At 55.3% G+C, this 20785-nt stretch carries 34 protein-coding genes; 31 read left to right on the top strand and 3 right to left on the bottom strand.

All coding sequences use genetic code 11. The features are described from left to right. Positions 1–72: 72 nt before the first annotated feature. On the top strand, positions 73–351 hold the full coding sequence (locus BN1129_RS00835) for a hypothetical protein (RefSeq protein ID WP_042033875.1): 279 nt from the start codon (positions 73–75) through the stop codon (positions 349–351). Between the two features lie 56 nt (positions 352–407). Here the strand turns inward: BN1129_RS00835 and BN1129_RS00830 are convergent, their stop codons facing one another. Both BN1129_RS00830 and greB read right to left on the bottom strand, forming a co-directional pair. Beyond that, positions 408–2720 carry a Tex family protein gene (locus BN1129_RS00830; RefSeq protein WP_042033873.1) on the bottom strand — a complete coding sequence of 771 codons (2313 nt, stop codon included), beginning with the start codon at positions 2718–2720 and terminating at the stop codon, positions 408–410. Between the two features lie 331 nt (positions 2721–3051). Continuing rightward, the gene (gene greB, locus BN1129_RS00825; RefSeq protein WP_042033872.1) at positions 3052–3525 is read right to left on the bottom strand and encodes a transcription elongation factor GreB; all 474 of its coding nucleotides are present in this window, start codon (positions 3523–3525) and stop codon (positions 3052–3054) included. 237 nt (positions 3526–3762) lie between these two features. Here greB and ompR point away from each other — a divergent pair, with 237 nt between their 5' ends. Together ompR and envZ are read left to right on the top strand one after the other, a co-directional pair. Next, complete coding sequence (gene ompR, locus BN1129_RS00820) at positions 3763–4482, top strand: osmolarity response regulator transcription factor OmpR (protein ID WP_042033870.1); 720 nt, start codon at positions 3763–3765, stop codon at positions 4480–4482. Next, positions 4479–5789: a two-component system sensor histidine kinase EnvZ gene (envZ, locus tag BN1129_RS00815; RefSeq protein WP_042033869.1), complete on the top strand. Its 1311-nt coding sequence runs from the start codon at positions 4479–4481 to the stop codon at positions 5787–5789. The genes ompR and envZ overlap by 4 nt, the downstream gene beginning before the upstream one ends. Before the next feature lie 37 nt (positions 5790–5826). Here the strand turns inward: envZ and BN1129_RS00810 are convergent, their stop codons facing one another. Beyond that, entirely contained in the window at positions 5827–6741 is a 915-nt protein-coding gene (locus tag BN1129_RS00810) for a DMT family transporter (protein ID WP_042033867.1), read from the bottom strand. Positions 6742–7096: 355 nt separating this feature from the next. Here BN1129_RS00810 and rpsJ point away from each other — a divergent pair, with 355 nt between their 5' ends. The 28 genes from rpsJ (at position 7097) to rplQ (ending at position 20715) form a co-directional block, all read left to right on the top strand. After that, positions 7097–7408 carry a 30S ribosomal protein S10 gene (gene rpsJ, locus BN1129_RS00805; RefSeq protein ID WP_005307944.1) on the top strand — a complete coding sequence of 104 codons (312 nt, stop codon included), beginning with the start codon at positions 7097–7099 and terminating at the stop codon, positions 7406–7408. Between the two features lie 22 nt (positions 7409–7430). Further along, positions 7431–8063, top strand: coding sequence for a 50S ribosomal protein L3 (rplC, locus tag BN1129_RS00800; RefSeq protein ID WP_042033865.1), 633 nt, complete (start codon positions 7431–7433; stop codon positions 8061–8063). Between the two features lie 17 nt (positions 8064–8080). Next, the gene (gene rplD / locus BN1129_RS00795; protein WP_005340616.1) at positions 8081–8686 is read left to right on the top strand and encodes a 50S ribosomal protein L4; all 606 of its coding nucleotides are present in this window, start codon (positions 8081–8083) and stop codon (positions 8684–8686) included. After that, positions 8683–8985 carry a 50S ribosomal protein L23 gene (gene rplW, locus BN1129_RS00790; RefSeq protein ID WP_042019359.1) on the top strand — a complete coding sequence of 101 codons (303 nt, stop codon included), beginning with the start codon at positions 8683–8685 and terminating at the stop codon, positions 8983–8985. Before rplD ends, rplW begins: the two co-directional genes overlap by 4 nt. Positions 8986–9000: 15 nt before the next feature. Beyond that, the gene (gene rplB, locus BN1129_RS00785) at positions 9001–9822 is read left to right on the top strand and encodes a 50S ribosomal protein L2 (protein WP_005340614.1); all 822 of its coding nucleotides are present in this window, start codon (positions 9001–9003) and stop codon (positions 9820–9822) included. Positions 9823–9844: 22 nt separating this feature from the next. Continuing rightward, positions 9845–10123, top strand: coding sequence for a 30S ribosomal protein S19 (gene rpsS / locus BN1129_RS00780; RefSeq protein WP_005307960.1), 279 nt, complete (start codon positions 9845–9847; stop codon positions 10121–10123). 10 nt (positions 10124–10133) lie between these two features. Next, entirely contained in the window at positions 10134–10478 is a 345-nt protein-coding gene (gene rplV / locus BN1129_RS00775; RefSeq protein WP_033130007.1) for a 50S ribosomal protein L22, read from the top strand. Between the two features lie 3 nt (positions 10479–10481). Further along, on the top strand, positions 10482–11192 hold the full coding sequence (gene rpsC, locus BN1129_RS00770; protein ID WP_005890900.1) for a 30S ribosomal protein S3: 711 nt from the start codon (positions 10482–10484) through the stop codon (positions 11190–11192). A 13-nt stretch (positions 11193–11205) separates the two neighbouring features. Beyond that, positions 11206–11619, top strand: coding sequence for a 50S ribosomal protein L16 (gene rplP / locus BN1129_RS00765; RefSeq protein ID WP_005340612.1), 414 nt, complete (start codon positions 11206–11208; stop codon positions 11617–11619). Next, entirely contained in the window at positions 11619–11810 is a 192-nt protein-coding gene (rpmC, locus tag BN1129_RS00760) for a 50S ribosomal protein L29 (protein ID WP_005319733.1), read from the top strand. The genes rplP and rpmC overlap by 1 nt, the downstream gene beginning before the upstream one ends. After that, on the top strand, positions 11810–12058 hold the full coding sequence (gene rpsQ, locus BN1129_RS00755) for a 30S ribosomal protein S17 (protein WP_005319730.1): 249 nt from the start codon (positions 11810–11812) through the stop codon (positions 12056–12058). Before rpmC ends, rpsQ begins: the two co-directional genes overlap by 1 nt. A 147-nt stretch (positions 12059–12205) precedes the next feature. Beyond that, the gene (gene rplN / locus BN1129_RS00750; RefSeq protein WP_005890908.1) at positions 12206–12574 is read left to right on the top strand and encodes a 50S ribosomal protein L14; all 369 of its coding nucleotides are present in this window, start codon (positions 12206–12208) and stop codon (positions 12572–12574) included. An 11-nt stretch (positions 12575–12585) separates the two neighbouring features. Further along, complete coding sequence (rplX, locus tag BN1129_RS00745; RefSeq protein ID WP_042033862.1) at positions 12586–12903, top strand: 50S ribosomal protein L24; 318 nt, start codon at positions 12586–12588, stop codon at positions 12901–12903. A gap of 13 nt (positions 12904–12916) precedes the next feature. After that, on the top strand, positions 12917–13456 hold the full coding sequence (rplE, locus tag BN1129_RS00740) for a 50S ribosomal protein L5 (RefSeq protein ID WP_005319725.1): 540 nt from the start codon (positions 12917–12919) through the stop codon (positions 13454–13456). 10 nt (positions 13457–13466) lie between these two features. Next, positions 13467–13772 (top strand): 30S ribosomal protein S14, encoded by a 306-nt coding sequence (gene rpsN, locus BN1129_RS00735; RefSeq protein ID WP_042033860.1) that lies wholly within the window; start codon positions 13467–13469, stop codon positions 13770–13772. A gap of 19 nt (positions 13773–13791) precedes the next feature. Beyond that, on the top strand, positions 13792–14184 hold the full coding sequence (rpsH, locus tag BN1129_RS00730; protein WP_005307980.1) for a 30S ribosomal protein S8: 393 nt from the start codon (positions 13792–13794) through the stop codon (positions 14182–14184). Positions 14185–14197: 13 nt separating this feature from the next. Then, complete coding sequence (gene rplF / locus BN1129_RS00725; protein ID WP_005319720.1) at positions 14198–14731, top strand: 50S ribosomal protein L6; 534 nt, start codon at positions 14198–14200, stop codon at positions 14729–14731. A 9-nt stretch (positions 14732–14740) separates the two neighbouring features. Next, positions 14741–15094, top strand: coding sequence for a 50S ribosomal protein L18 (gene rplR / locus BN1129_RS00720; RefSeq protein WP_042033858.1), 354 nt, complete (start codon positions 14741–14743; stop codon positions 15092–15094). A gap of 14 nt (positions 15095–15108) precedes the next feature. Then, entirely contained in the window at positions 15109–15609 is a 501-nt protein-coding gene (gene rpsE, locus BN1129_RS00715) for a 30S ribosomal protein S5 (protein WP_005319713.1), read from the top strand. A 6-nt stretch (positions 15610–15615) separates the two neighbouring features. Then, positions 15616–15795 carry a 50S ribosomal protein L30 gene (gene rpmD, locus BN1129_RS00710; protein WP_005307985.1) on the top strand — a complete coding sequence of 60 codons (180 nt, stop codon included), beginning with the start codon at positions 15616–15618 and terminating at the stop codon, positions 15793–15795. 2 nt (positions 15796–15797) lie between these two features. Beyond that, entirely contained in the window at positions 15798–16235 is a 438-nt protein-coding gene (gene rplO, locus BN1129_RS00705) for a 50S ribosomal protein L15 (protein ID WP_005319708.1), read from the top strand. A gap of 8 nt (positions 16236–16243) precedes the next feature. Then, positions 16244–17572, top strand: coding sequence for a preprotein translocase subunit SecY (gene secY / locus BN1129_RS00700; RefSeq protein WP_042033856.1), 1329 nt, complete (start codon positions 16244–16246; stop codon positions 17570–17572). Between the two features lie 27 nt (positions 17573–17599). Continuing rightward, on the top strand, positions 17600–17713 hold the full coding sequence (gene rpmJ / locus BN1129_RS21975) for a 50S ribosomal protein L36 (RefSeq protein WP_005319705.1): 114 nt from the start codon (positions 17600–17602) through the stop codon (positions 17711–17713). Between the two features lie 139 nt (positions 17714–17852). Further along, complete coding sequence (gene rpsM / locus BN1129_RS00695) at positions 17853–18209, top strand: 30S ribosomal protein S13 (protein WP_005307991.1); 357 nt, start codon at positions 17853–17855, stop codon at positions 18207–18209. Between the two features lie 14 nt (positions 18210–18223). Then, positions 18224–18613, top strand: a complete 390-nt coding sequence (gene rpsK / locus BN1129_RS00690; protein ID WP_005319702.1) for a 30S ribosomal protein S11 — start codon at positions 18224–18226, stop codon at positions 18611–18613. Positions 18614–18652: 39 nt separating this feature from the next. Beyond that, on the top strand, positions 18653–19273 hold the full coding sequence (gene rpsD / locus BN1129_RS00685; protein ID WP_042033855.1) for a 30S ribosomal protein S4: 621 nt from the start codon (positions 18653–18655) through the stop codon (positions 19271–19273). 25 nt (positions 19274–19298) lie between these two features. Beyond that, positions 19299–20288, top strand: coding sequence for a DNA-directed RNA polymerase subunit alpha (locus tag BN1129_RS00680; protein ID WP_005307997.1), 990 nt, complete (start codon positions 19299–19301; stop codon positions 20286–20288). A 43-nt stretch (positions 20289–20331) separates the two neighbouring features. Continuing rightward, positions 20332–20715: a 50S ribosomal protein L17 gene (rplQ, locus tag BN1129_RS00675; protein WP_005307999.1), complete on the top strand. Its 384-nt coding sequence runs from the start codon at positions 20332–20334 to the stop codon at positions 20713–20715. Positions 20716–20785 lie beyond the last annotated feature (70 nt).

Below are 20785 nucleotides of genomic sequence, written 5' to 3'. Positions count from 1 at the left end.
GATTTTTCGGTCACGCCCCGGGTATTTGCAACTAATCTGGGGGTAATCCCATTCATCCTCACAGGAGTCGTCATGCACTTTGATGAAGTCAAACCGGAAGACTTTGCCATCTTCTCCCGCGTTCCCCCTCCTCACCTTCAGATGGAACAATTTTTGATGCAGCTTGGTGGTGGCGGAACTGAAGGCACTCATTTCAAGAAGAAGGTCTTGTTGGCGGCCGGTTGGAGTCATACCGGCGTGGTTTCCTATGGCAAGTACCCGCAGGAGGCCTGCAAGGCATTCAATCGACTGCGAGAGGTGCTGACCCGGCATCAGGACTCTGACACTATTCTGGCCGCCCTCACTCAATGAGCCTTGGCCTCTTGCAAAAAAAGCCCCTTTCGGGGCTTTTTTCATTTCTTGGCGGTTTATTTCTTTGCTTTGGAGAGGGCTGCCGCGAAGGCGTTGCCCATGGCGCCGCCCACTGGCGTACTTGGTTGCGGCGCCGGTCTCGGCTTGGCACTGCCAGCATTCACGTTGCGGGATTCCGCAGGTTTGCGAGCCGGCTGTCCGGCTTTTTCGTCCAGTCGCATGGTCAGGCTGATCCGCTTGCGCGGGGCATCCACCTCCAGCACCTTGACCCTCACGATATCACCCGCTTTGACCACCTCGCGGGGATCCTTGACGAAGCGATCGGTCAGGGAGGAGATATGCACCAGTCCATCCTGATGGACGCCGATATCGACGAAGGCGCCGAAGTTGGTGACGTTGGTGACCACGCCCTCCAATATCATCTCGGGCACCAGGTCGCTTATCTTCTCCACCCCCTCCTTGAAAGTGGCGGTCTTGAACTCGGGTCGCGGGTCGCGGCCCGGTTTATCCAGCTCACCTATGATGTCGGTGACAGTGGGTAGACCGAACTGCTCATCGGTGTAGTCGGCCGGCTTCAGGCTGCGCAGCAGACTGCCGTTGCCAAGCAGGCTGGTGACGGTCTGCTCCAGCTTGGCGAGGATCCGCTCTACCACCGGATAGGACTCCGGGTGCACCGCCGAGCTGTCGAGGGGGTTGCTGCCCCCGCGAATGCGCAGGAAGCCTGCGCACTGCTCGAATGCCTTGGGGCCGAGTCGGCTCACCTTGAGCAACTGCTGGCGGTTCTGAAAGGCGCCGTGCTCGTCCCGATAGATGACGATATTCTGGGCCAGCGTCTGGGATAGACCTGAAACCCGATTCAGCAGGGCGACCGAGGCGGTATTCACATCGACCCCGACCGCGTTCACGCAATCTTCTACCACCGCATCCAGTCGGCGGGCCAGCTGGCTCTGGCCGACGTCGTGCTGATATTGGCCCACACCGATACTCTTGGGATCTATCTTGACCAGTTCGGCCAGGGGATCCTGCAGGCGGCGGGCGATGGAGACGGCGCCACGGATCGAGACGTCGAGATCCGGGAATTCCAGGGAGGCAAGCTCGGAGGCGGAATAGACAGATGCCCCCGCTTCGCTCACTACTATCTTCTGTGCTTTGGCTGCGGGGTAGCGCTCGAACAGATCGCTGACCAGCCGGTCGGTCTCTCGCGAGGCGGTGCCGTTGCCGATACTGATGAGCTCGACCTTGTGCTTCTGGCACAGCTCGCTCAGGGTCTTGAGGCTTTGATCAATCTGGCGTTTCGGTTCGAACGGATAGATGGTGGCGTGATCGACCAGCTTGCCGGTGGCGTCGACCACGGCCACCTTGACCCCGGTGCGGATGCCCGGATCCAGCCCCATGGTGCAGCGCATGCCTGCCGGCGCTGCCATCAGCAGATCCTGGAGGTTCATGGCGAACACCTTGATGGCCTCGTCTTCTGCTGATTCGCGGATACGGCCGATCAGCTCGGTTTCCATCTGCAAGGAGAGCTTGATCTTCCAGGTCCAGCTCACCACCCCCTGCAGCCACTTGTCGGCCGGGCGGTTTTGCAGATTCAGCTTGAGGTGGTGGGCTATGATCCCTTCGCAGGGGCTGGCGCTTGTCTCCTCGCCCGTCACCAGCGCCAGATTGAGGATGCCCTCGTTGCGACCGCGCAGCATGGCCAGCACACGGTGGGAAGGGGCCTTGTGCAGCGGCTCGTCGTGCTCGAAGTAGTCCTTGAACTTGGCTCCTTCCTGCTCCTTGCCAGCCACCATGCGGGCGCGAAGGGTGGCGTTGTGCCACAGGTAGTCACGTAGCTTCTCCAGCAGGTCGGCCTGCTCGGCGAAGCGCTCCATCAGTATGTAGCGGGCGCCGTCGAGGGCGGTCTTGCTGTCGGTAATCCCCAGCTGGGGATTCAGGAAGGCGGTCGCCGCTTGTTCGGGATCCTGCATCGGGTCGGTGAGTAGCAGGTTGGCCAGCGGTTCGAGCCCCGCTTCAATAGCCATCTGCCCCTTGGTACGACGCTTGGGTTTGTAGGGGAGATAGAGATCTTCCAGCCGGGTCTTGCTGTCGGCACCCTTCAGCTCACGCGCCAATTCCGGGGTGAGTTTGCCCTGCTCCTCGATGGAGCGCAGGATCACCAGGCGGCGATCCTCCAGTTCACGCAGATAGCCGAGGCGGCTCTCCAGAGTGCGGAGCTGGCTGTCGTCCAGGCCACCGGTTACCTCTTTGCGATAACGGGCGATAAAGGGAACGGTCGAGCCTTCATCCAGCAGGCGCACGGCCGCCTGCACCTGTTCCGGACGGGCATTGAGCTCACCGGCAATCTGTCTCTCTATGATATGGCTGTGCATCTGGGATCTCTGTGGTCGCTTCTATCCAACTAGCCTGGGGGGGCTCGACTTGCTGCGGCCGGGTTGCCGCTTGTCAGCTTGTCGCTTCTCTACATCATTAGGGGGCCGCATGGTGTGGATTGAGCGTCGCCGAGACAGGCCCGCACCCAAGGCGCTAAATGTGAGCACTATATGAGGTCGGGCGGCGCTATGCCACCCCGGTGACATGCATGGCCGTCGGGCCGAATGGCAGGAGAGGAGGCGGGCGGACCGGATCCCCGTCATGGAGGCTCGTTACGTGGACGGGAAGGGTATCAGCTGTTATCCATGGTGGGGAAGCGAGGGCTTCCCGTCACTTCGGATAACTGATCTCGGTGACATACCAGCAGGCGTCACCGATTGGCGTAGGCACTATGGCCTCATCCCCTACCTCCTTCTTGAGCAAGGCGCGGGCCATGGGGGCGTCGATGGAGATGTAATCCTTGCGGCCAAAGATCTCGTCATAACCGACGATGCGAAAGCGCTTGGTCTCGCCCTCGTCGTTCTCCACCTCGACCCAGGCGCCGAAGAACACCTTGCCTTCCTGGGCGGGGGCATAATCGACGATCCCCAGCTCCTCGAGGCATTTGCGCAGGTAGCGCACCCGCCTGTCGATCTCCCGCAGCCGCTTCTTGTTGTACTGGTAGTCGGCATTCTCGCTGCGATCGCCCAGGCTGGCGGCCCAGGCCACCTTGCGGGTTGTCTCGGGGCGCTCTTCGCGCCATAGGAAATCGAGCTCTTCTTTCAGCTTGTTGTAGCCTTCGCGGGTGATCAGCTTGGTCTTCATGGATATCAAGTACCTGCGTCAATGTGGGCTGATGGGCCTCTTGTGGCTCGGCCGATCTTATCCGCTGTTGCTTCGCTGTCGAGCAAAACCTGTGTCGTCATGGGGGAGCGGAGCCTGCAGGCGTAGCATGAGGGCCACAAGGCGGCTGCCATGGGCAATAACCAGTAACATATTTATGCTTTGCCGTTGGGGGCCCGAGCCCTAGTATTGGCAACATATCGAGAGGAGAGGCAAGCAATGAGTCAGCAATACAAGGTTCTGGTCGTCGACGATGATTTGAAATTACGTTCCCTGTTGGAGCGTTATCTGACCGAACAGGGATTCGTGGTTCGTGGCGTTGCCAATGGTGAACAGGCCGATCGCCTGCTGACTCGTGAAAATTTCAGCCTGATGGTACTGGACTTGATGCTGCCGGGGGAGGATGGCCTCTCCATCTGTCGTCGCCTGCGCGAGGCTGGCAACCAGATCCCGGTGCTGATGCTCACCGCCAAGGGCGATGAGGTGGATCGCATCGTCGGGCTCGAGATGGGGGCCGACGACTATCTGCCCAAGCCGTTCAACCCGCGTGAATTGCTGGCGCGGATCCGCGCCGTGCTGCGCCGTCATACAATCGAACTGCCCGGGGCTCCCTCGACCGCCGAGAAGATGGTGACCTTCGGCAACTATCAGCTCAAATTGGCGACGCGTGAACTCAGTCGTGATGGCGAGCCGGTGGCCCTGACCAGTGGCGAATTTGCCGTGCTCAAGGTGCTGGTCAGTCATCCCCGTGAGCCCCTCTCCCGCGACAAGCTGATGAACCTGGCCAGGGGCCGTGAATATACGGCGACCGAGCGCAGCATAGACGTGCAGGTTTCCCGTTTGCGCCGCCTGCTGGAGCAGGACCCGGCCCAACCCCGTTACTTGCAGACCGTCTGGGGCTTGGGTTACGTCTTCGTGCCGGACGGTGATGGCGCATGAAGAAAGTGAGCAGCATGTTTTCCCGCATGCTCTGGTTTCTGGCCGCTGTCCTGGTGGTCTATCAGTTTGTCTCCTATGCCACTTTCTACAACTATCTGCTGGCGCCGACCGTCAAGCAGATCAGCCACCTGTTGGCCAATCAGGTCAAACTCATCTTTCCGGTCGAAAGCAACCAGCTGGCGCTGAGCGAAGATGCCGAGGCGCTGGTCTATGTGGCGACCGGTAGCGACATCTATACCCAGACAGAGGCGGAGCAGCACGGGCTCAATGACTCCAAGCCCTACGCCTATCTGGAAGAGAGCATCAGCCGCGAGCTGGGGGGCAAGACCAAGGTGCGGGTCGAGATCCAGGATCACTACATCATCTGGATCCAGCCGCCCCAGGCCAATCGGGTGTGGGTTCGCATCCCGCTGACCGAGATCGAGGATGACGACATAGAGCCGCTGCTCCTCTACATGAGTGTGTTGCTGGTGGTGACCCTGTTCGCGGCCTGGCGCTTTGCCCGCCAGCTGGTGCGTCCGCTGGAGGATCTGGAGGCCGGTGCCGTGGCCGTGGCCCGTGGCAACTTCCCCGATGCACTGGGAGAGCTGGGCTCGCGGGAGGTTCGCCGATTGACCCGCACCTTCAACCACATGTCGAGCTCGATCAAGGGGTTGATCGAGGAACGCAATCTGATGATGGCCGGGGTCTCCCACGATCTGCGCACCCCGTTGACCCGCATCCGGCTGGCGACCGAAATGATGTCTTCCGGGGATGAGTATCTCAAGGAGAGCATCAATGCGGACATTGACGAGTCCAACGGCATCATAGATCAGTTCATCGACTACATTCGGCCGGACGAGGGGCTGGATACCCAGCAAATCGACCTGACCCAGCTGATCCACGACGTGCTGTTGGTGCAGACCGATCAGGGGCTGGAGGTGGATCTCGAATTGCCGGAAGAGGCGGTGCGTGTGGCCTGCAATCCCATCAGCATCCGGCGCATCCTCAACAACTTGTCTGGTAACTCGTTGCGCTATGGTGCGAGCTGTTTGCAGGCCGAGCTAAAGGATGATGGCCACTGGGTGCGGCTACGGCTGTCAGACAATGGCCCCGGCATTCCGGAGCAGGACTACAACCGGGTGCTCAAGCCGTTTACCCAGGGCAACGAGGCCCGCACCGGCAGTGGCAGCGGCCTGGGGTTGGCCATAGTTGCCAAGATTGTCTCCCAGCACCATGGCACCATACGGCTGGGGCGCTCAGAACTGGGGGGCTTGCTGGTGGAGATCAGGCTACCCAAGAACCAGCCACTGGAGTGGATGGATTGAGAGAAGGGCGTATCCATGGATACGCCCTTTTGCATTGTCAGGCTTGCGGCTCGGTGCTCTTGCGGTAGCGCTTGCCGTATTTGAGCTGCTGGATCAGCAGGGCGGCCACGATCAGCCCAAGCCCTATTGGGGTGGCCGGGTGTATGGTTTCACCAATGAGCAGGTTGAGCAGCACCAGGGAGGCAAATGGCGAGATGAAGATGAGGTTGCTGATGGGGGCTGTGTTGGTGGCGTGGCGCAGGGCCATCAGCCAGAGCACGAAGCCGAAGCCCATCTCGAACAGGCCCACATAGATGGCGCCGGCCCAGCCCTGCCAGGCGGTCATGGCAAAATCGGAGAGCAGCCAGGTCGCCGCGATGATGAAAGGAAGACTGATGATGAAGCCGATCAGCAGACTGACGATGGGGTCTCCCTGATTGCGGGTGTTGAGGATCCAGTAACTGGCCCAGATAAGGGTCGATACCAGCGCCAGCGTCACCCCGAGCGGGCTGTCGAATTGCAGGCCGAGCACATCTCCCCGGGTAGCGATCACCAGGGCGCCGAAGTAGCCCAGTACTATTGCGACCCCGTCGCGGCGGCGCAGCTTCTGGCCGAGAAAGGGAACGGCTAGCAGACTGAGGGTGATGGCCCAGGTGTAGTTGAGGGTCTGCGCCTGCTGCGCGGGCAGCAGGTCATAGGCCTTGAACAGCAACAGGTAATAGAGGAAGGGATTCAATACCCCCAGCGCCAGATAGTAGAAGGGGCGAGCCTTGAGGTAACTCAGCAGCAGCGCCAGCTTGCCCTGTTTGGCTACGATAGCGCCGAGAGTCAGGGTCGAGGTGAAGGCGGCGACAAGCAGCAATTGCACAGGTTCGAAGTAGGCGAGGGAAATCTTGAAGGCGGTGGCAACCGTCGACCAGAGGGCAACGGCGCAGAGTCCATACTGATAGGCTTTCTTTTGATCTTTGAGCATTGGATGTCGTTCCACTGACGGAGGCAGGCGCAGAGTCTACCAGCCTGTTTGTAAGATTGTCGTTACCCCCGATTGGCAGGAAATGGTGTCACCGCCGGCGAGATCCATCTGCCACATAAAACTGCGCACAATCTGTTCGTTCTCCCTTGCGAAAATTTGAAAAATCCGTATAATCCCCTCCGCTTACCCATGAGGTAAGCCAGACGATATGTCTGCTGCTGAGTTCCTCGTTTACGAGAGCCAGCCATACAGTCCTCCCGATATGGGGGGAAACGTGAAAAATCACACCTCTGGCGGGATTACTCCCGGTCGGGCGGTGTTGGTTTATGTTCTTTTATCTATTGGAGCTCTGTCAATGCAGAACCAAAGAATCCGTATCCGCCTGAAGGCTTTTGATCATCGCCTGATTGATCAATCCACTGCGGAAATCGTTGAAACTGCAAAGCGCACCGGCGCGCAGGTTCGCGGTCCTATTCCGCTGCCGACTCGCAAAGAGCGCTTCACCGTCCTGATCTCCCCGCACGTCAACAAAGATGCGCGTGATCAGTACGAGATCCGCACTCACAAGCGTCTGGTAGACATCGTTGAGCCGACTGACAAGACCGTGGACGCTCTGATGCGTCTGGATCTGGCAGCCGGTGTAGACGTCCAGATCAGCCTGGGTTAATTACGGAAAGAGGTTGATAACAATGACAATCGGTCTTGTAGGTCGCAAAGTGGGTATGACTCGCATCTTCACTGAAGATGGCGTTTCTATCCCGGTGACTGTTATCGAAGTTGAAGCTAACCGTGTAACTCAGGTCAAATCTGTAGAAACCGACGGCTACAACGCTATTCAGGTTACCACTGGCGCCAAGAAAGCCAGCCGTGTGACCAAGCCGGAAGCTGGCCACTTCGCCAAAGCTGGTGTAGAAGCCGGTCGCGGTCTGTGGGAATTCCGCCTGAACAACGGTGAAGCTTTCACTGTTGGTAGCGAGCTGAAAGTAGATCTTCTCGCTGACGTTAAGCTGGTAGACGTTACTGGCACATCCAAGGGTAAAGGTTTTGCTGGTACTGTTAAGCGCCACAACTTCCGCACCCAGGATATGACCCACGGTAACTCCTTGTCTCACCGCGCTCCGGGTTCTATCGGTCAGAACCAGACTCCGGGTCGTGTATTCAAGGGCAAAAAGATGGCTGGTCACATGGGTGCTGAGCGTGTAACGACTCAGAACCTGGAACTGGTTCGTGTTGACGCTGAACGTAACCTGCTGCTCATCAAAGGTGCAGTCCCAGGTGCAACCAACGGCAACGTGATCGTCAAACCTGCCGTCAAAGCGTAACGTCTGAGGAGATAGTAATGGAATTGGTAATGAAAGACGCCAAGAGCGCTCTTGAAGTTTCCGAGACTACCTTCGGGCGCGAATTCAACGAAGCTCTGGTTCACCAGGTCGTCGTTGCATATGCCGCAGGTGCCCGTCAGGGTACTCGCGCGCAGCTGACTCGCTCTGAAGTGTCTGGTGGCGGCAAAAAGCCGTGGCGTCAGAAGGGTACTGGTCGTGCCCGTGCTGGCTCCATCCGTTCGCCCATTTGGCGTTCCGGTGGTGTGACTTTTGCTGCTAAGCCGCAAGATCACAGCCAAAAAGTAAACAAGAAGATGTACCGCGGCGCTATCCGTAGCATCCTGTCCGAACTGGTACGTCAAGAGCGCCTGATCGTTGTCGAGAAATTCGGCATCGAAGCGCCGAAGACCAAAGAACTGATCGCCAAGCTGAAAGAGATGGAACTGACTGACGTTCTGATTGTGACAGCTGAAGTCGATGAGAACCTGTTCCTGGCTGCTCGCAACCTGTACAAAGTTGACGTGCGTGATGTTGCCGGTATCGACCCGGTCAGCCTGATCGCTTTCGACAAGGTTCTGATGACTGCTGATGCAGTTAAGCAAATCGAGGAGATGCTGGCATGATCCGCGAAGAGCGTCTGTTGAAAGTTCTGAAGGCTCCGCATATCTCTGAAAAGAGCACCATGGTCGCCGAGAAGCAGAACACTATCGTGTTCAAAATTGCTGTCGACGCCACCAAGGCGGAAGTCAAAGCTGCAGTTGCGAAACTGTTCGAGGTCGAAGTTGAGACCGTCCGTACCCTGAACATGAAGGGTAAAACCAAGCGCGCAGGTGCACGCGTAGGCCGTCGTTCCGATTGGAAAAAGGCTTATGTGACCCTGAAAGCTGGTCAGGACATCGACTTCATGGGCGCAGCCGAGTAAGAGGAGTTCTGAAAAATGGCAATCGTTAAGTGCAAGCCTACTTCTCCGGGCCGCCGCCACGTCGTTAAGATCGTCAATCAAGAGCTGTACAAGGGTAAGCCCTTTGCCGCTCTGCTGGACAGCAAGAGCAAGTCCGGTGGTCGTAACAACAACGGTCGTATCACTACCCGTCATATCGGTGGTGGTCACAAGCAGCATTACCGTATCGTCGACTTCAAGCGCGACAAAGACGGTATCCCGGCCAAAGTAGAGCGCCTGGAATACGATCCTAACCGTACCGCTAACATCGCTCTGGTGTTGTATGCAGACGGTGAGCGTCGTTACATCCTGGCTCCGAAAGGTCTGAAAGCTGGTGACGCTATCGCTTCTGGTGCTGATGCCGCAATCAAGGTAGGTAACGCCCTGCCGATGCGCAACATCCCGGTCGGTTCGACTGTTCACGCCGTTGAGATGAAACCTGGTAAAGGTGCCCAGCTGGCTCGTTCCGCTGGTACTTTCATCCAGATCCTGGCTCGTGAAGGTAACTATGTAACTCTGCGTCTGCGTTCCGGCGAAGTACGTAAAGTTCTGGCCGAGTGCCGCGCCACCATCGGTGAAGTCGGTAACTCCGAGCACATGTTGCGTCAACTGGGTAAAGCCGGTGCCAACCGCTGGCGTGGTATTCGTCCGACCGTTCGCGGTATGGCGATGAACCCGGTCGACCACCCGCACGGTGGTGGTGAGGGTCGTAACAAGGGCATGCAGCCTGTGTCCCCATGGGGCCAGAAGGCTAAAGGCTTCAAGACCCGTAAGAACAAGCGTACCGACAAGTACATCGTACGTCGTCGTAACAAGTAATTGTTAACATAGAGGAATCACCATGCCACGTTCTCTCAAGAAGGGTCCATTTATTGACCTGCACTTGCTGAAGAAGGTAGAGAAAGCGGTGGAAAGCGGGGATAAAAAGCCGGTTAAGACCTGGTCCCGTCGTTCAATGATCATCCCGAACATGATCGGTTTGACCATCGCTGTCCATAATGGTCGTCAGCACGTTCCGGTTTTCGTTACCGAAGAAATGATCGGTCACAAACTGGGTGAATTCGCACCGACTCGTACTTATCGCGGCCATGCTGCTGATAAGAAGGCTAAGAAGCGCTAAGGGATAAATGATGGAAGCTATCGCTAAACACCGTTATGCCCGTACTTCTGCCCAGAAAGCTCGTCTGGTAGCCGATCAAGTACGTGGTCTGTCCGTAGACAAGGCTCTGAATCTCTTGACCTTCAGCCCGAAAAAGGCTGCTGTGCTGGTTAAGAAAGTGCTGGAATCTGCCATTGCAAACGCTGAGCACAACGAAGGCGCCGACATCGACGCCCTGCGTGTTGCTACTATCATGGTCGACGAAGGTCCCTCCATGAAGCGCATCCGTCCGCGTGCCAAAGGTCGTGCGGATCGTATCCTCAAGCGTACCGCTCACATCACTGTAGTGGTATCCGACGCTAAGGCTGGGAGATAAGCAATGGGTCAGAAAGTACATCCTAATGGCATTCGCCTGGGTATTACCAAGCCTTGGAATTCTACCTGGTTCGCGAACACCAAAGACTTCGCTGACAACCTGTACAGCGATTTTCAAGTACGCCAGTTCCTGACCAAGGAACTGAAAAATGCGTCCTTGTCCAAGATCACCATCGAGCGTCCGGCCAAGAGCATCCGTGTGACCATTCACACCGCTCGTCCGGGTGTTGTGATCGGTAAGAAAGGCGAAGACGTTGAGAAACTGCGCAAAGCTGTAGCCGCGATTGCCGGCGTGCCTGCTCAGATCAACATTTCCGAAGTCCGTAAGCCGGAGCTGGATGGCAAGCTTGTTGCCGACAGCATCACTTCCCAGCTGGAACGTCGCGTTATGTTCCGTCGTGCTATGAAGCGCGCCGTACAAAACGCAATGCGCCTGGGTGCCAAGGGCATCAAAGTGGAAGTGTCTGGTCGTCTGGGCGGTGCTGAAATCGCGCGTACCGAATGGTACCGTGAAGGTCGTGTGCCTTTGCACACCCTGCGTGCCGACATCGACTACGCAACTTCTGAAGCCCACACCACTTACGGTGTGATCGGCGTTAAAGTTTGGATCTTCAAGGGCGAAGTTCTGGGTGGTCTGGCTGCAGTTAATGCTGCCGCTGCTCAAGAGCAAGCTCCTGCAAAGCCCAAGCGCGATAACAAACGCCGCGGTAAGTAAGGAGATTCGGTAAATGTTGCAACCTAAGCGTACTAAATTCCGCAAGACCCACAAGGGTCGTAACCGCGGTCTGGCCACCTCTGGTAACGAAGTATCCTTCGGTACCTTTGGCTTGAAGGCGACATCTCGTGGCCAACTGACTGCTCGTCAAATCGAAGCAGCCCGTCGTGCCATGACCCGTCACGTTAAGCGTCAAGGTAAGATCTGGATCCGCGTATTCCCGGACAAGCCCATCACCGAAAAGCCCCTCGAAGTTCGTATGGGTAAAGGTAAGGGTAACGTGGAATATTGGGTTTGCCCGATCCAGCCTGGCAAGGTTCTGTACGAGATGGACGGTGTACCTGAGGCTCTGGCGCGTGAAGCGTTTGCCCTGGCCGCAGCTAAGCTGTCTGTTCAGACCACTTTCGTAATTAAGACGGTGATGTGATGAAAGCCCAAGATCTGCGTCAAAAGAGCGTCGATGAACTGAACCAGGAGCTGCTGGGCCTGCTGCGTGAGCAATTCAACATGCGCATGCAAGCGTCCACCGGCCAGCTGGCTCAGACTCACACTCTGAAACAAGTGCGTCGTGACGTCGCACGTATCAAGACTGTACTGACTGAGAAGGCAGGTGCGTAATGACTGACAAGATCCGTACTCTGCAAGGTCGTGTAATCAGCGACAAGATGGAGAAATCCATCACTGTTGCTATCGAGCGCAAGGTAAAGCACCCGATCTACGGTAAGATCATCAAGCGCACTACCAAGCTGCACGTACATGATGAGAACAACGAGTGTAAAGCTGGCGATCTCGTGGAAATCCGCGAGTGCCGCCCGCTGTCCAAGACCAAGTCCTGGACCCTGGTTGCAATCTTAGAAAAGGCCTAATCGGTACTTTTTAGCCCAAACGGCCCCTTAGCGGGGCCGTTTGTTTTTTAGGCTACCTTTTCTAAAAATCCTGTGTTATAGTTTCGCGCCTTTTGAAGGCAGCCAGATCCCGAGAGGGATAAGAAGTAAACAAAGCGGAGCACTAAAATGATCCAGATGCAAAGTATGCTGGGCGTAGCCGACAACTCCGGCGCTCGCAGTGTAATGTGTATTAAGGTTCTGGGTGGCTCGCACCGCCGTTACGCCGGCATCGGCGACATCATCAAAGTTTCCATCAAGGAAGCCATTCCTCGCGGTAAAGTGAAGAAAGGTGATGTATATAATGCGGTGGTCGTACGCACCCGTAAAGGCGTTCGTCGTCCGGACGGCTCAGTCATCCGTTTCGACAACAATGCGGCTGTTTTGCTTAACGGCAACCAACAGCCAATCGGTACTCGTATTTTTGGCCCGGTGACCCGTGAACTGCGTAATGAGAAGTTCATGAAGATTGTGTCCCTGGCACCCGAAGTACTGTAAGGAGTCGAACGATGGCAGCTAAAATCCGTCGCGAAGACGAAGTGATTGTTCTTACCGGCAAAGACAAGGGCAAGCGTGGCAAAGTCACTCAAGTCCTGGTAAGCGAAGGTAAGGTATACGTTGAAGGCATCAACTTGGTGAAGAAACACCAAAAGCCGGTACCCGCACTGGGTCAGGCTGGCGGTATCATCAGCAAAGAAGCCCCAATGGACGTTTCTAACGTAGCGCTGTTCAACTCTGCCGCTGGCAAGGCTGATCGCGTTGGTTTCCGGATTGAAGACGGCAAAAAAGTTCGTTTCTTCAAATCCACCGGCGAACTTGTGAAGTAATTGGAGTTTAACGATGGCGAAACTGCATGATTACTACAAATCCGATGTAGTAAATGAACTGGCCAAACAGTTCGGTTACAAGACTATCATGCAAGTCCCTCGGATCGAGAAAATCACCCTGAACATGGGTGTTGGTGAAGCTATCTCTGACAAAAAGCTGTTGGAAAATGCCGCTGCCGATATGGCTGCCATTTCCGGTCAGAAGCCGCTGATCACCAAAGCTCGCAAATCTGTTGCGGGCTTCAAGATTCGTGAAGGCTACCCGATAGGTTGTAAAGTAACCCTGCGTGGCGAGCGTATGTGGGAGTTCCTGGAACGGCTGATTTGCATCTCCGTACCGCGTATCCGTGACTTCCGTGGCCTGAATGCTAAAGCGTTCGACGGTCGTGGTAACTACTCCATGGGCGTGCGTGAGCAAATCATCTTCCCGGAAATCGACTATGACAAAGTCGATCGCGTTCGTGGTCTGGATATCACCATCACCACTTCCGCGAATACCGATGAAGAAGGCCGTGCTCTGCTGGCTGCCTTTAACTTCCCATTCCGCAAGTAAGGTTAGGGTTATGGCTAAAACATCCATGAAAGCACGTGAAGCAAAGCGTGCGAAGCTGGTAGCCAAGTTCGCCACTAAGCGAACCGAGCTGAAAGCTATCATCGTTGATATGAACGCTTCTGAAGAAGCGCGTTGGGATGCTGTCTTGCAACTGCAACAGCTGCCCCGTGATTCCAGTCCGTCCCGCCAGCGTAACCGTTGCAATATTACTGGTCGTCCGCACGGTTTCCTGCGCAAGTTTGGCCTGTCTCGCATCAAGGTGCGTGAGCATGCCATGAAGGGCGAAATTCCAGGCCTCACAAAGGCCTCTTGGTAAGAATCTCGGGAGTTAGACTATGAGCATGCAAGATCCGATCGCGGACATGCTGACCCGCATCCGTAACGGTCAGGCGGCGAGCAAAGTTGCGGTTTCCATGCCTTCTTCCAAGCTGAAAGTGGCAATCGCCAAAGTGCTGAAAGAAGAAGGTTACATCGCTGGCTACTCTGTAGCGGGTGATGTGAAGCCGGAACTGGAAATTGAATTGAAATATTTCCAGGGCAAGCCGGTTGTAGAACTGATCCAACGCGTGAGCCGTCCCGGCCTGCGTATTTACAAGCGCACTACTGATCTGCCGAAAGTTATGGGCGGTCTCGGTGTTGCTATCGTGTCCACGTCTAAAGGTGTGATGACCGACCGTGCTGCCCGCAAGGCAAGCATGGGCGGTGAGATCATCTGCTACGTCGCTTAATAGGAGGTCGGAAATGTCTCGCGTTGCTAAGGCACCCGTCACTATTCCTGCTGGCGTAGAGGTGACTCTGAACGGTCAGGAACTGTCCATCAAAGGTGGTAAAGGTTCTCTGGTTCGTTCCATCCACGCCGGTGTAGAAGTGACCAAAGAAGACAATGTACTGAAGTTCGCCCCGCGCGACGGCATCGCTGGTGCTGACGCTCAGGCCGGTACTGCACGTGCATTGGCTAACAACATGGTAATCGGTGTTACCCAAGGCTTCGAGCGTAAGCTGCAGCTGGTTGGTGTAGGTTACAAAGCCTCCATCAAGGGCAATGCTGTCGCGCTGGCCCTGGGCTTCTCTCACCCGGTAGAGCATGCGCTGCCGGCTGGTGTCACCGCTGAATGCCCGACCGCTACAGAGATCGTTCTGCGTGGTGTGGACAAGCAGCTGGTTGGCCAAGTCGCCGCCGATATCCGTTCTTACCGCGCTCCGGAGCCCTACAAGGGCAAGGGTGTACGCTATGCCAACGAGCAAGTGCGTACTAAAGAAGCTAAGAAGAAGTAAGGTAACACTATGGACAAGAAAGCAGCTCGTCTCCGTCGTGCTACTCGTGCTCGGAAGAAGATGCAGGAACTGGGAGCTACCCGTCTGGTTGTTCACCGTACCCCGCGTCATATCTACGCGCAGGTTATCGCAGCCAACGGTTCCGAAGTTCTGGCCTCTGCTTCTACAGTAGAGAAAGCCATCAGTGAAGGGCTCAAACACTCCGGTAATGCTGATGCAGCTACCGCAGTGGGTAAAGCAATCGCTGAGCGTGCTATTGCCAAAGGCGTTCAGAACGTATCTTTCGATCGTTCCGGTTTCAAGTATCACGGTCGTGTAGCCGCTCTGGCTACCGCTGCTCGTGACGCTGGTCTTCAGTTCTAAGCTAGGAGTCGAAGATGGCTAAAGTCGAATCTCAAGCCGGCGAACTGCAAGAAAAGCTGATTGCAGTAAACCGTGTTTCGAAAACTGTTAAAGGTGGTCGTATCATGTCCTTCACCGCGTTGACCGTGGTGGGTGATGGTAACGGCCGTGTAGGTTACGGTTACGGTAAGGCCCGTGAAGTTCCGGCCGCTATTCAAAAAGCGATGGAACAGGCTAAACGTAACCTGAGCAAGGTAGAACTGAACAATGGCACCCTGCACCACCCGGTGCGTGGCGTTCACTCCGGTTCCTCCGTGTTCATGAAGCCGGCCTCACAAGGTACTGGTATCATTGCAGGCGGCGCCATGCGTGCTGTTCTGGAAGTTGCTGGTATCCACAACGTGCTGGCCAAGACCTACGGTTCCACCAACCCAATCAACGTTGTTCGCGCAACTGTAGACGCTCTGGTACAGGGTCAATCCCCGGCCCAGATCGCTGCCAAGCGTGGTCTGCGCGTTGAAGAAATTCTGGGGTAATGCGACATGGCTAACACTGTAAAAGTAACTCAAACTCGCAGCTCTATCGGCCGTCTGCCAAAGCACAAGGCGACTCTGCGTGGTCTGGGTCTGCGTCGCATTGGTCACACCGTTGAGCTGGAAGATACTCCCTGCGTACGCGGTATGATCAACCAGGTTTATTACATGGTTAAGGTGGAGGGCTAAGCATGCGTCTGAATACTCTGTCTCCGGCCGCTGGTTCCAAGCCTGAAAAACAACGTCGTGGCCGTGGTATCGGCTCCGGCTTGGGCAAGACTGGTGGTCGTGGTGTGAAAGGTCAAACCTCTCGTTCCGGTGGCGGTAAAGTCCGCGCTGGTTTCGAAGGCGGCCAGATGCCTTTGAAAATCCGTCTGCCGAAGTTCGGTTTCTTCTCTCGCAAATCTTTGGTGTCTGCCGAAGTGCGTCTGAACGAAATCGCCATGGTAGAAGGTGATGTGGTCGATCTGAGCACTCTGAAGCAAGCCGGTGTTGTTACTAAGAACATCGTTTTCGCTAAAGTTGTTCTGTCTGGCAACATTGACCGTGCTGTGACCGTTCGTGGTGTGTCCGTCACCAAAGGTGCACGTGCAGCCATCGAGGCCGCTGGCGGTAAAATCGAGGAATAATCAGTACAATGGCTAAGAAACCAGGATTGGATGTTAAAGCACAGGGTGGTCTGAGTGAACTGAAGAGCCGTCTGCTCTTCGTTCTCGGGGCGATTATCGTTTTCCGTGCAGGCTCTTATGTGCCGATTCCTGGTATTGACGCCGCCGTACTGGCCGAGTTGTTCCAACAACAGAAGGGCACCATCATTGAGATGTTTAACATGTTCAGTGGTGGTGCACTCTCGCGTGCTTCTATTCTTGCGCTGGGGATCATGCCGTACATTTCGGCATCGATCATTATCCAGCTACTGACTGTGGTTCACCCCGCTCTTGCTGAACTCAAGAAAGAAGGTGAATCCGGCCGTCGCAAGATTAGCCAATATACCCGTTGGGGCACGCTGGTTTTGGGAACTTTCCAGGCCATTGGTATTGCAACCGGTCTGCCGAATATGATGCAGGGACTCGTGACTCATCCGGGTTTGGGCTTCTATTTCACGGCCGTTGTGAGTCTGGTCACCGGTACCATGTTTTTGATGTGGTTGGGTGAACAGATTACCGAGCGTGGGATCGGTAATGGTATCTCGTTGATTATTTTCACGGGTATCGTTGCTGGTTTGCCGCATGCCATTGGTGCTACGGCCGAACAGGCACGTCAAGGGGAATTGCACATCCTGCTGTTGTTGTTGCTGGGCTTGATTGTTTTCGCAGTGACTTACTTTGTGGTGTTCGTGGAACGTGGTCAGCGTCGTATCGTCGTTAACTACGCCAAGCGTCAACAAGGCCGCCAGGTATTTGCCGCGCAAAGCACACACCTGCCGTTGAAAGTGAATATGGCCGGTGTGATTCCTGCGATTTTCGCATCCAGCATCATCCTTTTCCCAGGGACCATTACCTCTTGGTTTGGTCAGGGCGACGGCAAGATCGCTGATATCCTGCAACAGGTCTCTATGGTCCTGCAGCCGGGTCAGCCCTTGTATGAGATGTTGTATGCAGCAGCCATTATCTTCTTCTGTTTCTTCTATACCGCGCTGGTGTTCAACCCCCGCGAGACAGCAGACAACCTGAAGAAGAGTGGAGCCTTTATCCCGGGGATCCGCCCGGGCGAGCAGACAGCACGTTACATCGATAAGGTTATGACTCGCCTGACATTGGCAGGTGCGCTCTATATAACCTTTATCTGTCTGGTACCCCAGTTCTTGATGACTGCTTGGAACGTACAGTTCTACTTCGGTGGCACTTCGCTGCTGATTATCGTGGTAGTTATCATGGACTTCATGGCTCAGGTACAAACCCATATGATGTCTCATCAATATGGCGACGTCCTGAGGAAGGCCAACCTGAAGGGCTACGGCCGCTAAAGGTCGGCGTAGTTACGGAGTTAAGCAATGAAAGTTCGTGCTTCCGTTAAGGCAATCTGCCGTAACTGCAAAATCATCAAGCGTCACGGTGTGGTGCGTGTGATTTGCAGCGAGCCAAAGCATAAACAGCGCCAAGGCTAATTTTTTACGGTTAGTACTTGCAACAAATAGTTGTGCTGGCTAATATAGCCAGCCAACTTTTGTTGTGTATTGGTTGACCGCCACGTATCCGCTCACGGGCTTTGTGGTGGTCGTAATCTACTATATGTAGGAGTGAATAGTGGCCCGTATCGCTGGCATTAACATTCCTGACCATAAGCATGCAGTCATTGCGTTGACTGCGATTTATGGCGTCGGTCGTACCCGCTCCAAGGCCATCTGTGCCGCAGCCGGTATCGCTGAGAATGTGAAAATTAAAGACCTGGACGAAGCTCAGATTGAGAGTCTGCGTGAACAAGTAGGTAAATTCACCGTTGAAGGTGACCTGCGTCGTCAGATTTCCATGAACATCAAGCGATTGATGGATCTGGGTTGCTACCGTGGTTTGCGTCACCGTCGTAGCCTGCCTGTTCGTGGTCAACGTACCAAGACCAACGCTCGTACCCGTAAGGGTCCGCGCAAGGCTATCAAGAAGTAACGGGAAGGTAGAAAATGGCTAAAACTCCGACTCGTGCTCGCAAGCGCGTTAAAAAGCAAGTGAGCGACGGTATTGCGCACGTTCATGCATCTTTCAACAACACAATCGTGACCATTACTGACCGTCAGGGCAATGCTCTGTCATGGGCTACCTCCGGTGGTTCAGGTTTCCGTGGTTCCCGTAAGTCCACTCCGTTTGCTGCCCAGGTAGCTGCTGAGCGTGCTGGTGAGATCGCCAAAGAATACGGCGTGAAGAACCTGGAAGTCATGGTCAAAGGTCCGGGTCCCGGTCGTGAGTCTTCCATCCGCGCTCTGAACGCGGCTGGTTTCCGCATCACTAATATTACTGATGTGACTCCGATCCCGCACAACGGTTGTCGTCCTCCCAAGAAGCGCCGCGTATAACGCTGTAGCTACTTGGTCTAGGATTGTTGGAGAAAGAAGATGGCAAGATATATCGGTCCTAAGCTTAAGCTTAGCCGTCGTGAGGGCACCGACCTCTTCCTGAAGTCTGGTGTTCGTGCGATTGATTCTAAGTGCAAGATTGACACCGCCCCTGGTCAGCACGGTGCGCGTAAAGCGCGTCTGTCCGACTACGGTGTTCAGCTGCGCGAGAAACAAAAAGTTCGTCGTATCTACGGCGTATTGGAAAAACAGTTCCGCAACTACTACCGCGACGCTGCCCGTCAAAAGGGTAACACCGGTGAAAACCTGTTGCAGCTGCTGGAAGGTCGTTTGGACAACGTTGTTTACCGTATGGGCTTCGGCGCCACCCGTGCTGAATCTCGTCAGCTGGTGAGCCACAAAGCCATCATGGTAAACGGTCGCGTTGTGAACATTCCTTCTTTCCAGGTTTCCCCTGAGGACGTGATCTGCATTCGTGAGAAGGCTAAGAAGCAAGCGCGTATCAAAGCTTCCCTGGAAGTTGCTGGTCAGCGTGAGAAGCCGACTTGGGTAGAGGTTGATGCCGCTAAAATGGAAGGTGCTTTCAAGCGTCTGCCAGAGCGTTCCGACCTGTCTGCCGACATTAACGAACAGCTGATCGTCGAGCTTTACTCCAAGTAAAGCTAGCTTCTAAAGAGAGGACACAATGCTGGGTTCTGTAACAGATTTTCTTAAACCGCGGCTAGTTGACATCGAGCAAGTTAGCCCGACTCATGCGAAAGTGACTCTTGAGCCACTTGAGCGTGGCTTTGGTCACACGCTGGGCAATGCTCTGCGTCGTATTTTGCTGTCATCTATGCCCGGTTGTGCAGTTACTGAAGTCGAAATTGACGGGGTACTGCATGAGTACAGCAGCAAAGAAGGTGTACAGGAAGACATTCTTGAAATCCTGCTCAACCTGAAAGGTATCGCTGTAAAGCTGGAAGGCAAGGACGAGGTAACTCTGTCCCTGACCAAGTCTGGAACAGGCCCCGTTACCGCTGGTGATATCACTCACGGTGATGAAGTCGAGATCGTAAACCCGGAGCACGTAATCTGCCACCTGACTGGTGCCAATGCTGAAATCAGCATGCGCCTGAAAGTTCAGCGCGGTCGTGGTTATGTGCCTGCTTCTGCTCGTGTTCACAACGATGATGAAGAGCGTCCGATTGGTCGCTTGCTGCTGGACTCCGCGTTCAGCCCCATCGTTCGTATTGCCTACAATGTTGAGGCAGCACGTGTGGAACAGCGTACCGACTTGGACAAGCTGGTCATCGACATGGAGACCAATGGTACTCTGGATCCTGAAGAAGCCATCCGTCGTTCAGCCACTATTCTGGCCGAACAACTGGAAGCTTTCGTGGATCTGCGCGATGTCAGCGTGCCCGAGAAGAAAGAAGAGAAACCCGAGTTTGATCCGATTCTGCTGCGTCCTGTCGATGATTTGGAGCTGACAGTTCGTTCTGCGAACTGTCTGAAGGCAGAAGCTATCCACTATATTGGTGATCTGGTACAGCGTACCGAAGTTGAGTTGCTTAAGACTCCTAACCTCGGTAAGAAGTCCCTGACTGAGATCAAGGACGTGTTGGCCTCCCGTGGTCTGTCTCTTGGCATGCGCCTCGAGAATTGGCCGCCCGCCAGCATCGCTGACGAGTAATCCAGATTACGGGTTTCACAGATTTAGTTAGAAGGATAAGGTCATGCGCCATCGTTTGAGTGGTCGTCAACTGAACCGGAACAGCAGCCATCGTCAGGCTATGTTCCGCAACATGGCCAGCTCCCTGGTTCGTCATGAGATCATCAAGACGACTCTGCCTAAGGCAAAAGAGCTGCGTCGTGTAGTTGAACCGCTGATCACCCTTGCCAAGACTGATAGCGTTGCTAATCGTCGCCTGGCATTTGCCCGTACTCGCGATAACGCGATCGTGGCTAAGCTGTTCAATGAACTGGGCCCGCGCTACCTGGAGCGCGCCGGCGGTTATACTCGCATTCTGAAATGCGGTTTCCGTGCAGGCGACAACGCCCCTATGGCTTACATTGAGCTGGTAGACCGCCCGGCCGCTGCTGAAGCAGCTGCTGAGTGATAAAGAAAAAGCCGGGCTTGTCCCGGCTTTTCTTTTAATGAATTCTGATACTGCCTCAACTGCCTCAACT

Origin of the sequence: Aeromonas popoffii, assembly GCF_000820025.1 — a bacterium.
Classification (GTDB): domain Bacteria; phylum Pseudomonadota; class Gammaproteobacteria; order Enterobacterales; family Aeromonadaceae; genus Aeromonas; species Aeromonas popoffii.
The sequence above is the reverse complement of the archived record's forward strand: the minus strand, read 5'-3'. Positions and strand labels throughout refer to the sequence as shown.

Coding starts and splice junctions, on each gene's coding strand:
- rpsK (WP_005319702.1), top strand. CDS start 18,224: ATGGCTAAAACTCCGACTCGTGCTCGCAAGCGCGTTAAAAAGCAAGTG.
- rpmJ (WP_005319705.1), top strand. CDS start 17,600: ATGAAAGTTCGTGCTTCCGTTAAGGCAATCTGCCGTAACTGCAAAATC.
- rpmC (WP_005319733.1), top strand. CDS start 11,619: ATGAAAGCCCAAGATCTGCGTCAAAAGAGCGTCGATGAACTGAACCAG.
- rplP (WP_005340612.1), top strand. CDS start 11,206: ATGTTGCAACCTAAGCGTACTAAATTCCGCAAGACCCACAAGGGTCGT.
- rplF (WP_005319720.1), top strand. CDS start 14,198: ATGTCTCGCGTTGCTAAGGCACCCGTCACTATTCCTGCTGGCGTAGAG.
- rpsJ (WP_005307944.1), top strand. CDS start 7,097: ATGCAGAACCAAAGAATCCGTATCCGCCTGAAGGCTTTTGATCATCGC.
- BN1129_RS00835 (WP_042033875.1), top strand. CDS start 73: ATGCACTTTGATGAAGTCAAACCGGAAGACTTTGCCATCTTCTCCCGC.
- rpsN (WP_042033860.1), top strand. CDS start 13,467: ATGGCTAAAACATCCATGAAAGCACGTGAAGCAAAGCGTGCGAAGCTG.
- rpsD (WP_042033855.1), top strand. CDS start 18,653: ATGGCAAGATATATCGGTCCTAAGCTTAAGCTTAGCCGTCGTGAGGGC.
- rplD (WP_005340616.1), top strand. CDS start 8,081: ATGGAATTGGTAATGAAAGACGCCAAGAGCGCTCTTGAAGTTTCCGAG.
- rpsE (WP_005319713.1), top strand. CDS start 15,109: ATGGCTAAAGTCGAATCTCAAGCCGGCGAACTGCAAGAAAAGCTGATT.
- rplB (WP_005340614.1), top strand. CDS start 9,001: ATGGCAATCGTTAAGTGCAAGCCTACTTCTCCGGGCCGCCGCCACGTC.
- rplR (WP_042033858.1), top strand. CDS start 14,741: ATGGACAAGAAAGCAGCTCGTCTCCGTCGTGCTACTCGTGCTCGGAAG.
- rpmD (WP_005307985.1), top strand. CDS start 15,616: ATGGCTAACACTGTAAAAGTAACTCAAACTCGCAGCTCTATCGGCCGT.
- rplQ (WP_005307999.1), top strand. CDS start 20,332: ATGCGCCATCGTTTGAGTGGTCGTCAACTGAACCGGAACAGCAGCCAT.
- ompR (WP_042033870.1), top strand. CDS start 3,763: ATGAGTCAGCAATACAAGGTTCTGGTCGTCGACGATGATTTGAAATTA.
- BN1129_RS00680 (WP_005307997.1), top strand. CDS start 19,299: ATGCTGGGTTCTGTAACAGATTTTCTTAAACCGCGGCTAGTTGACATC.
- rplN (WP_005890908.1), top strand. CDS start 12,206: ATGATCCAGATGCAAAGTATGCTGGGCGTAGCCGACAACTCCGGCGCT.
- rpsC (WP_005890900.1), top strand. CDS start 10,482: ATGGGTCAGAAAGTACATCCTAATGGCATTCGCCTGGGTATTACCAAG.
- rplC (WP_042033865.1), top strand. CDS start 7,431: ATGACAATCGGTCTTGTAGGTCGCAAAGTGGGTATGACTCGCATCTTC.
- rplX (WP_042033862.1), top strand. CDS start 12,586: ATGGCAGCTAAAATCCGTCGCGAAGACGAAGTGATTGTTCTTACCGGC.
- secY (WP_042033856.1), top strand. CDS start 16,244: ATGGCTAAGAAACCAGGATTGGATGTTAAAGCACAGGGTGGTCTGAGT.
- rpsH (WP_005307980.1), top strand. CDS start 13,792: ATGAGCATGCAAGATCCGATCGCGGACATGCTGACCCGCATCCGTAAC.
- BN1129_RS00810 (WP_042033867.1), bottom strand. CDS start 6,741: ATGCTCAAAGATCAAAAGAAAGCCTATCAGTATGGACTCTGCGCCGTT.
- rpsQ (WP_005319730.1), top strand. CDS start 11,810: ATGACTGACAAGATCCGTACTCTGCAAGGTCGTGTAATCAGCGACAAG.
- rplV (WP_033130007.1), top strand. CDS start 10,134: ATGGAAGCTATCGCTAAACACCGTTATGCCCGTACTTCTGCCCAGAAA.
- rpsS (WP_005307960.1), top strand. CDS start 9,845: ATGCCACGTTCTCTCAAGAAGGGTCCATTTATTGACCTGCACTTGCTG.
- envZ (WP_042033869.1), top strand. CDS start 4,479: ATGAAGAAAGTGAGCAGCATGTTTTCCCGCATGCTCTGGTTTCTGGCC.
- rplW (WP_042019359.1), top strand. CDS start 8,683: ATGATCCGCGAAGAGCGTCTGTTGAAAGTTCTGAAGGCTCCGCATATC.
- greB (WP_042033872.1), bottom strand. CDS start 3,525: ATGAAGACCAAGCTGATCACCCGCGAAGGCTACAACAAGCTGAAAGAA.
- rplO (WP_005319708.1), top strand. CDS start 15,798: ATGCGTCTGAATACTCTGTCTCCGGCCGCTGGTTCCAAGCCTGAAAAA.
- rplE (WP_005319725.1), top strand. CDS start 12,917: ATGGCGAAACTGCATGATTACTACAAATCCGATGTAGTAAATGAACTG.
- BN1129_RS00830 (WP_042033873.1), bottom strand. CDS start 2,720: ATGCACAGCCATATCATAGAGAGACAGATTGCCGGTGAGCTCAATGCC.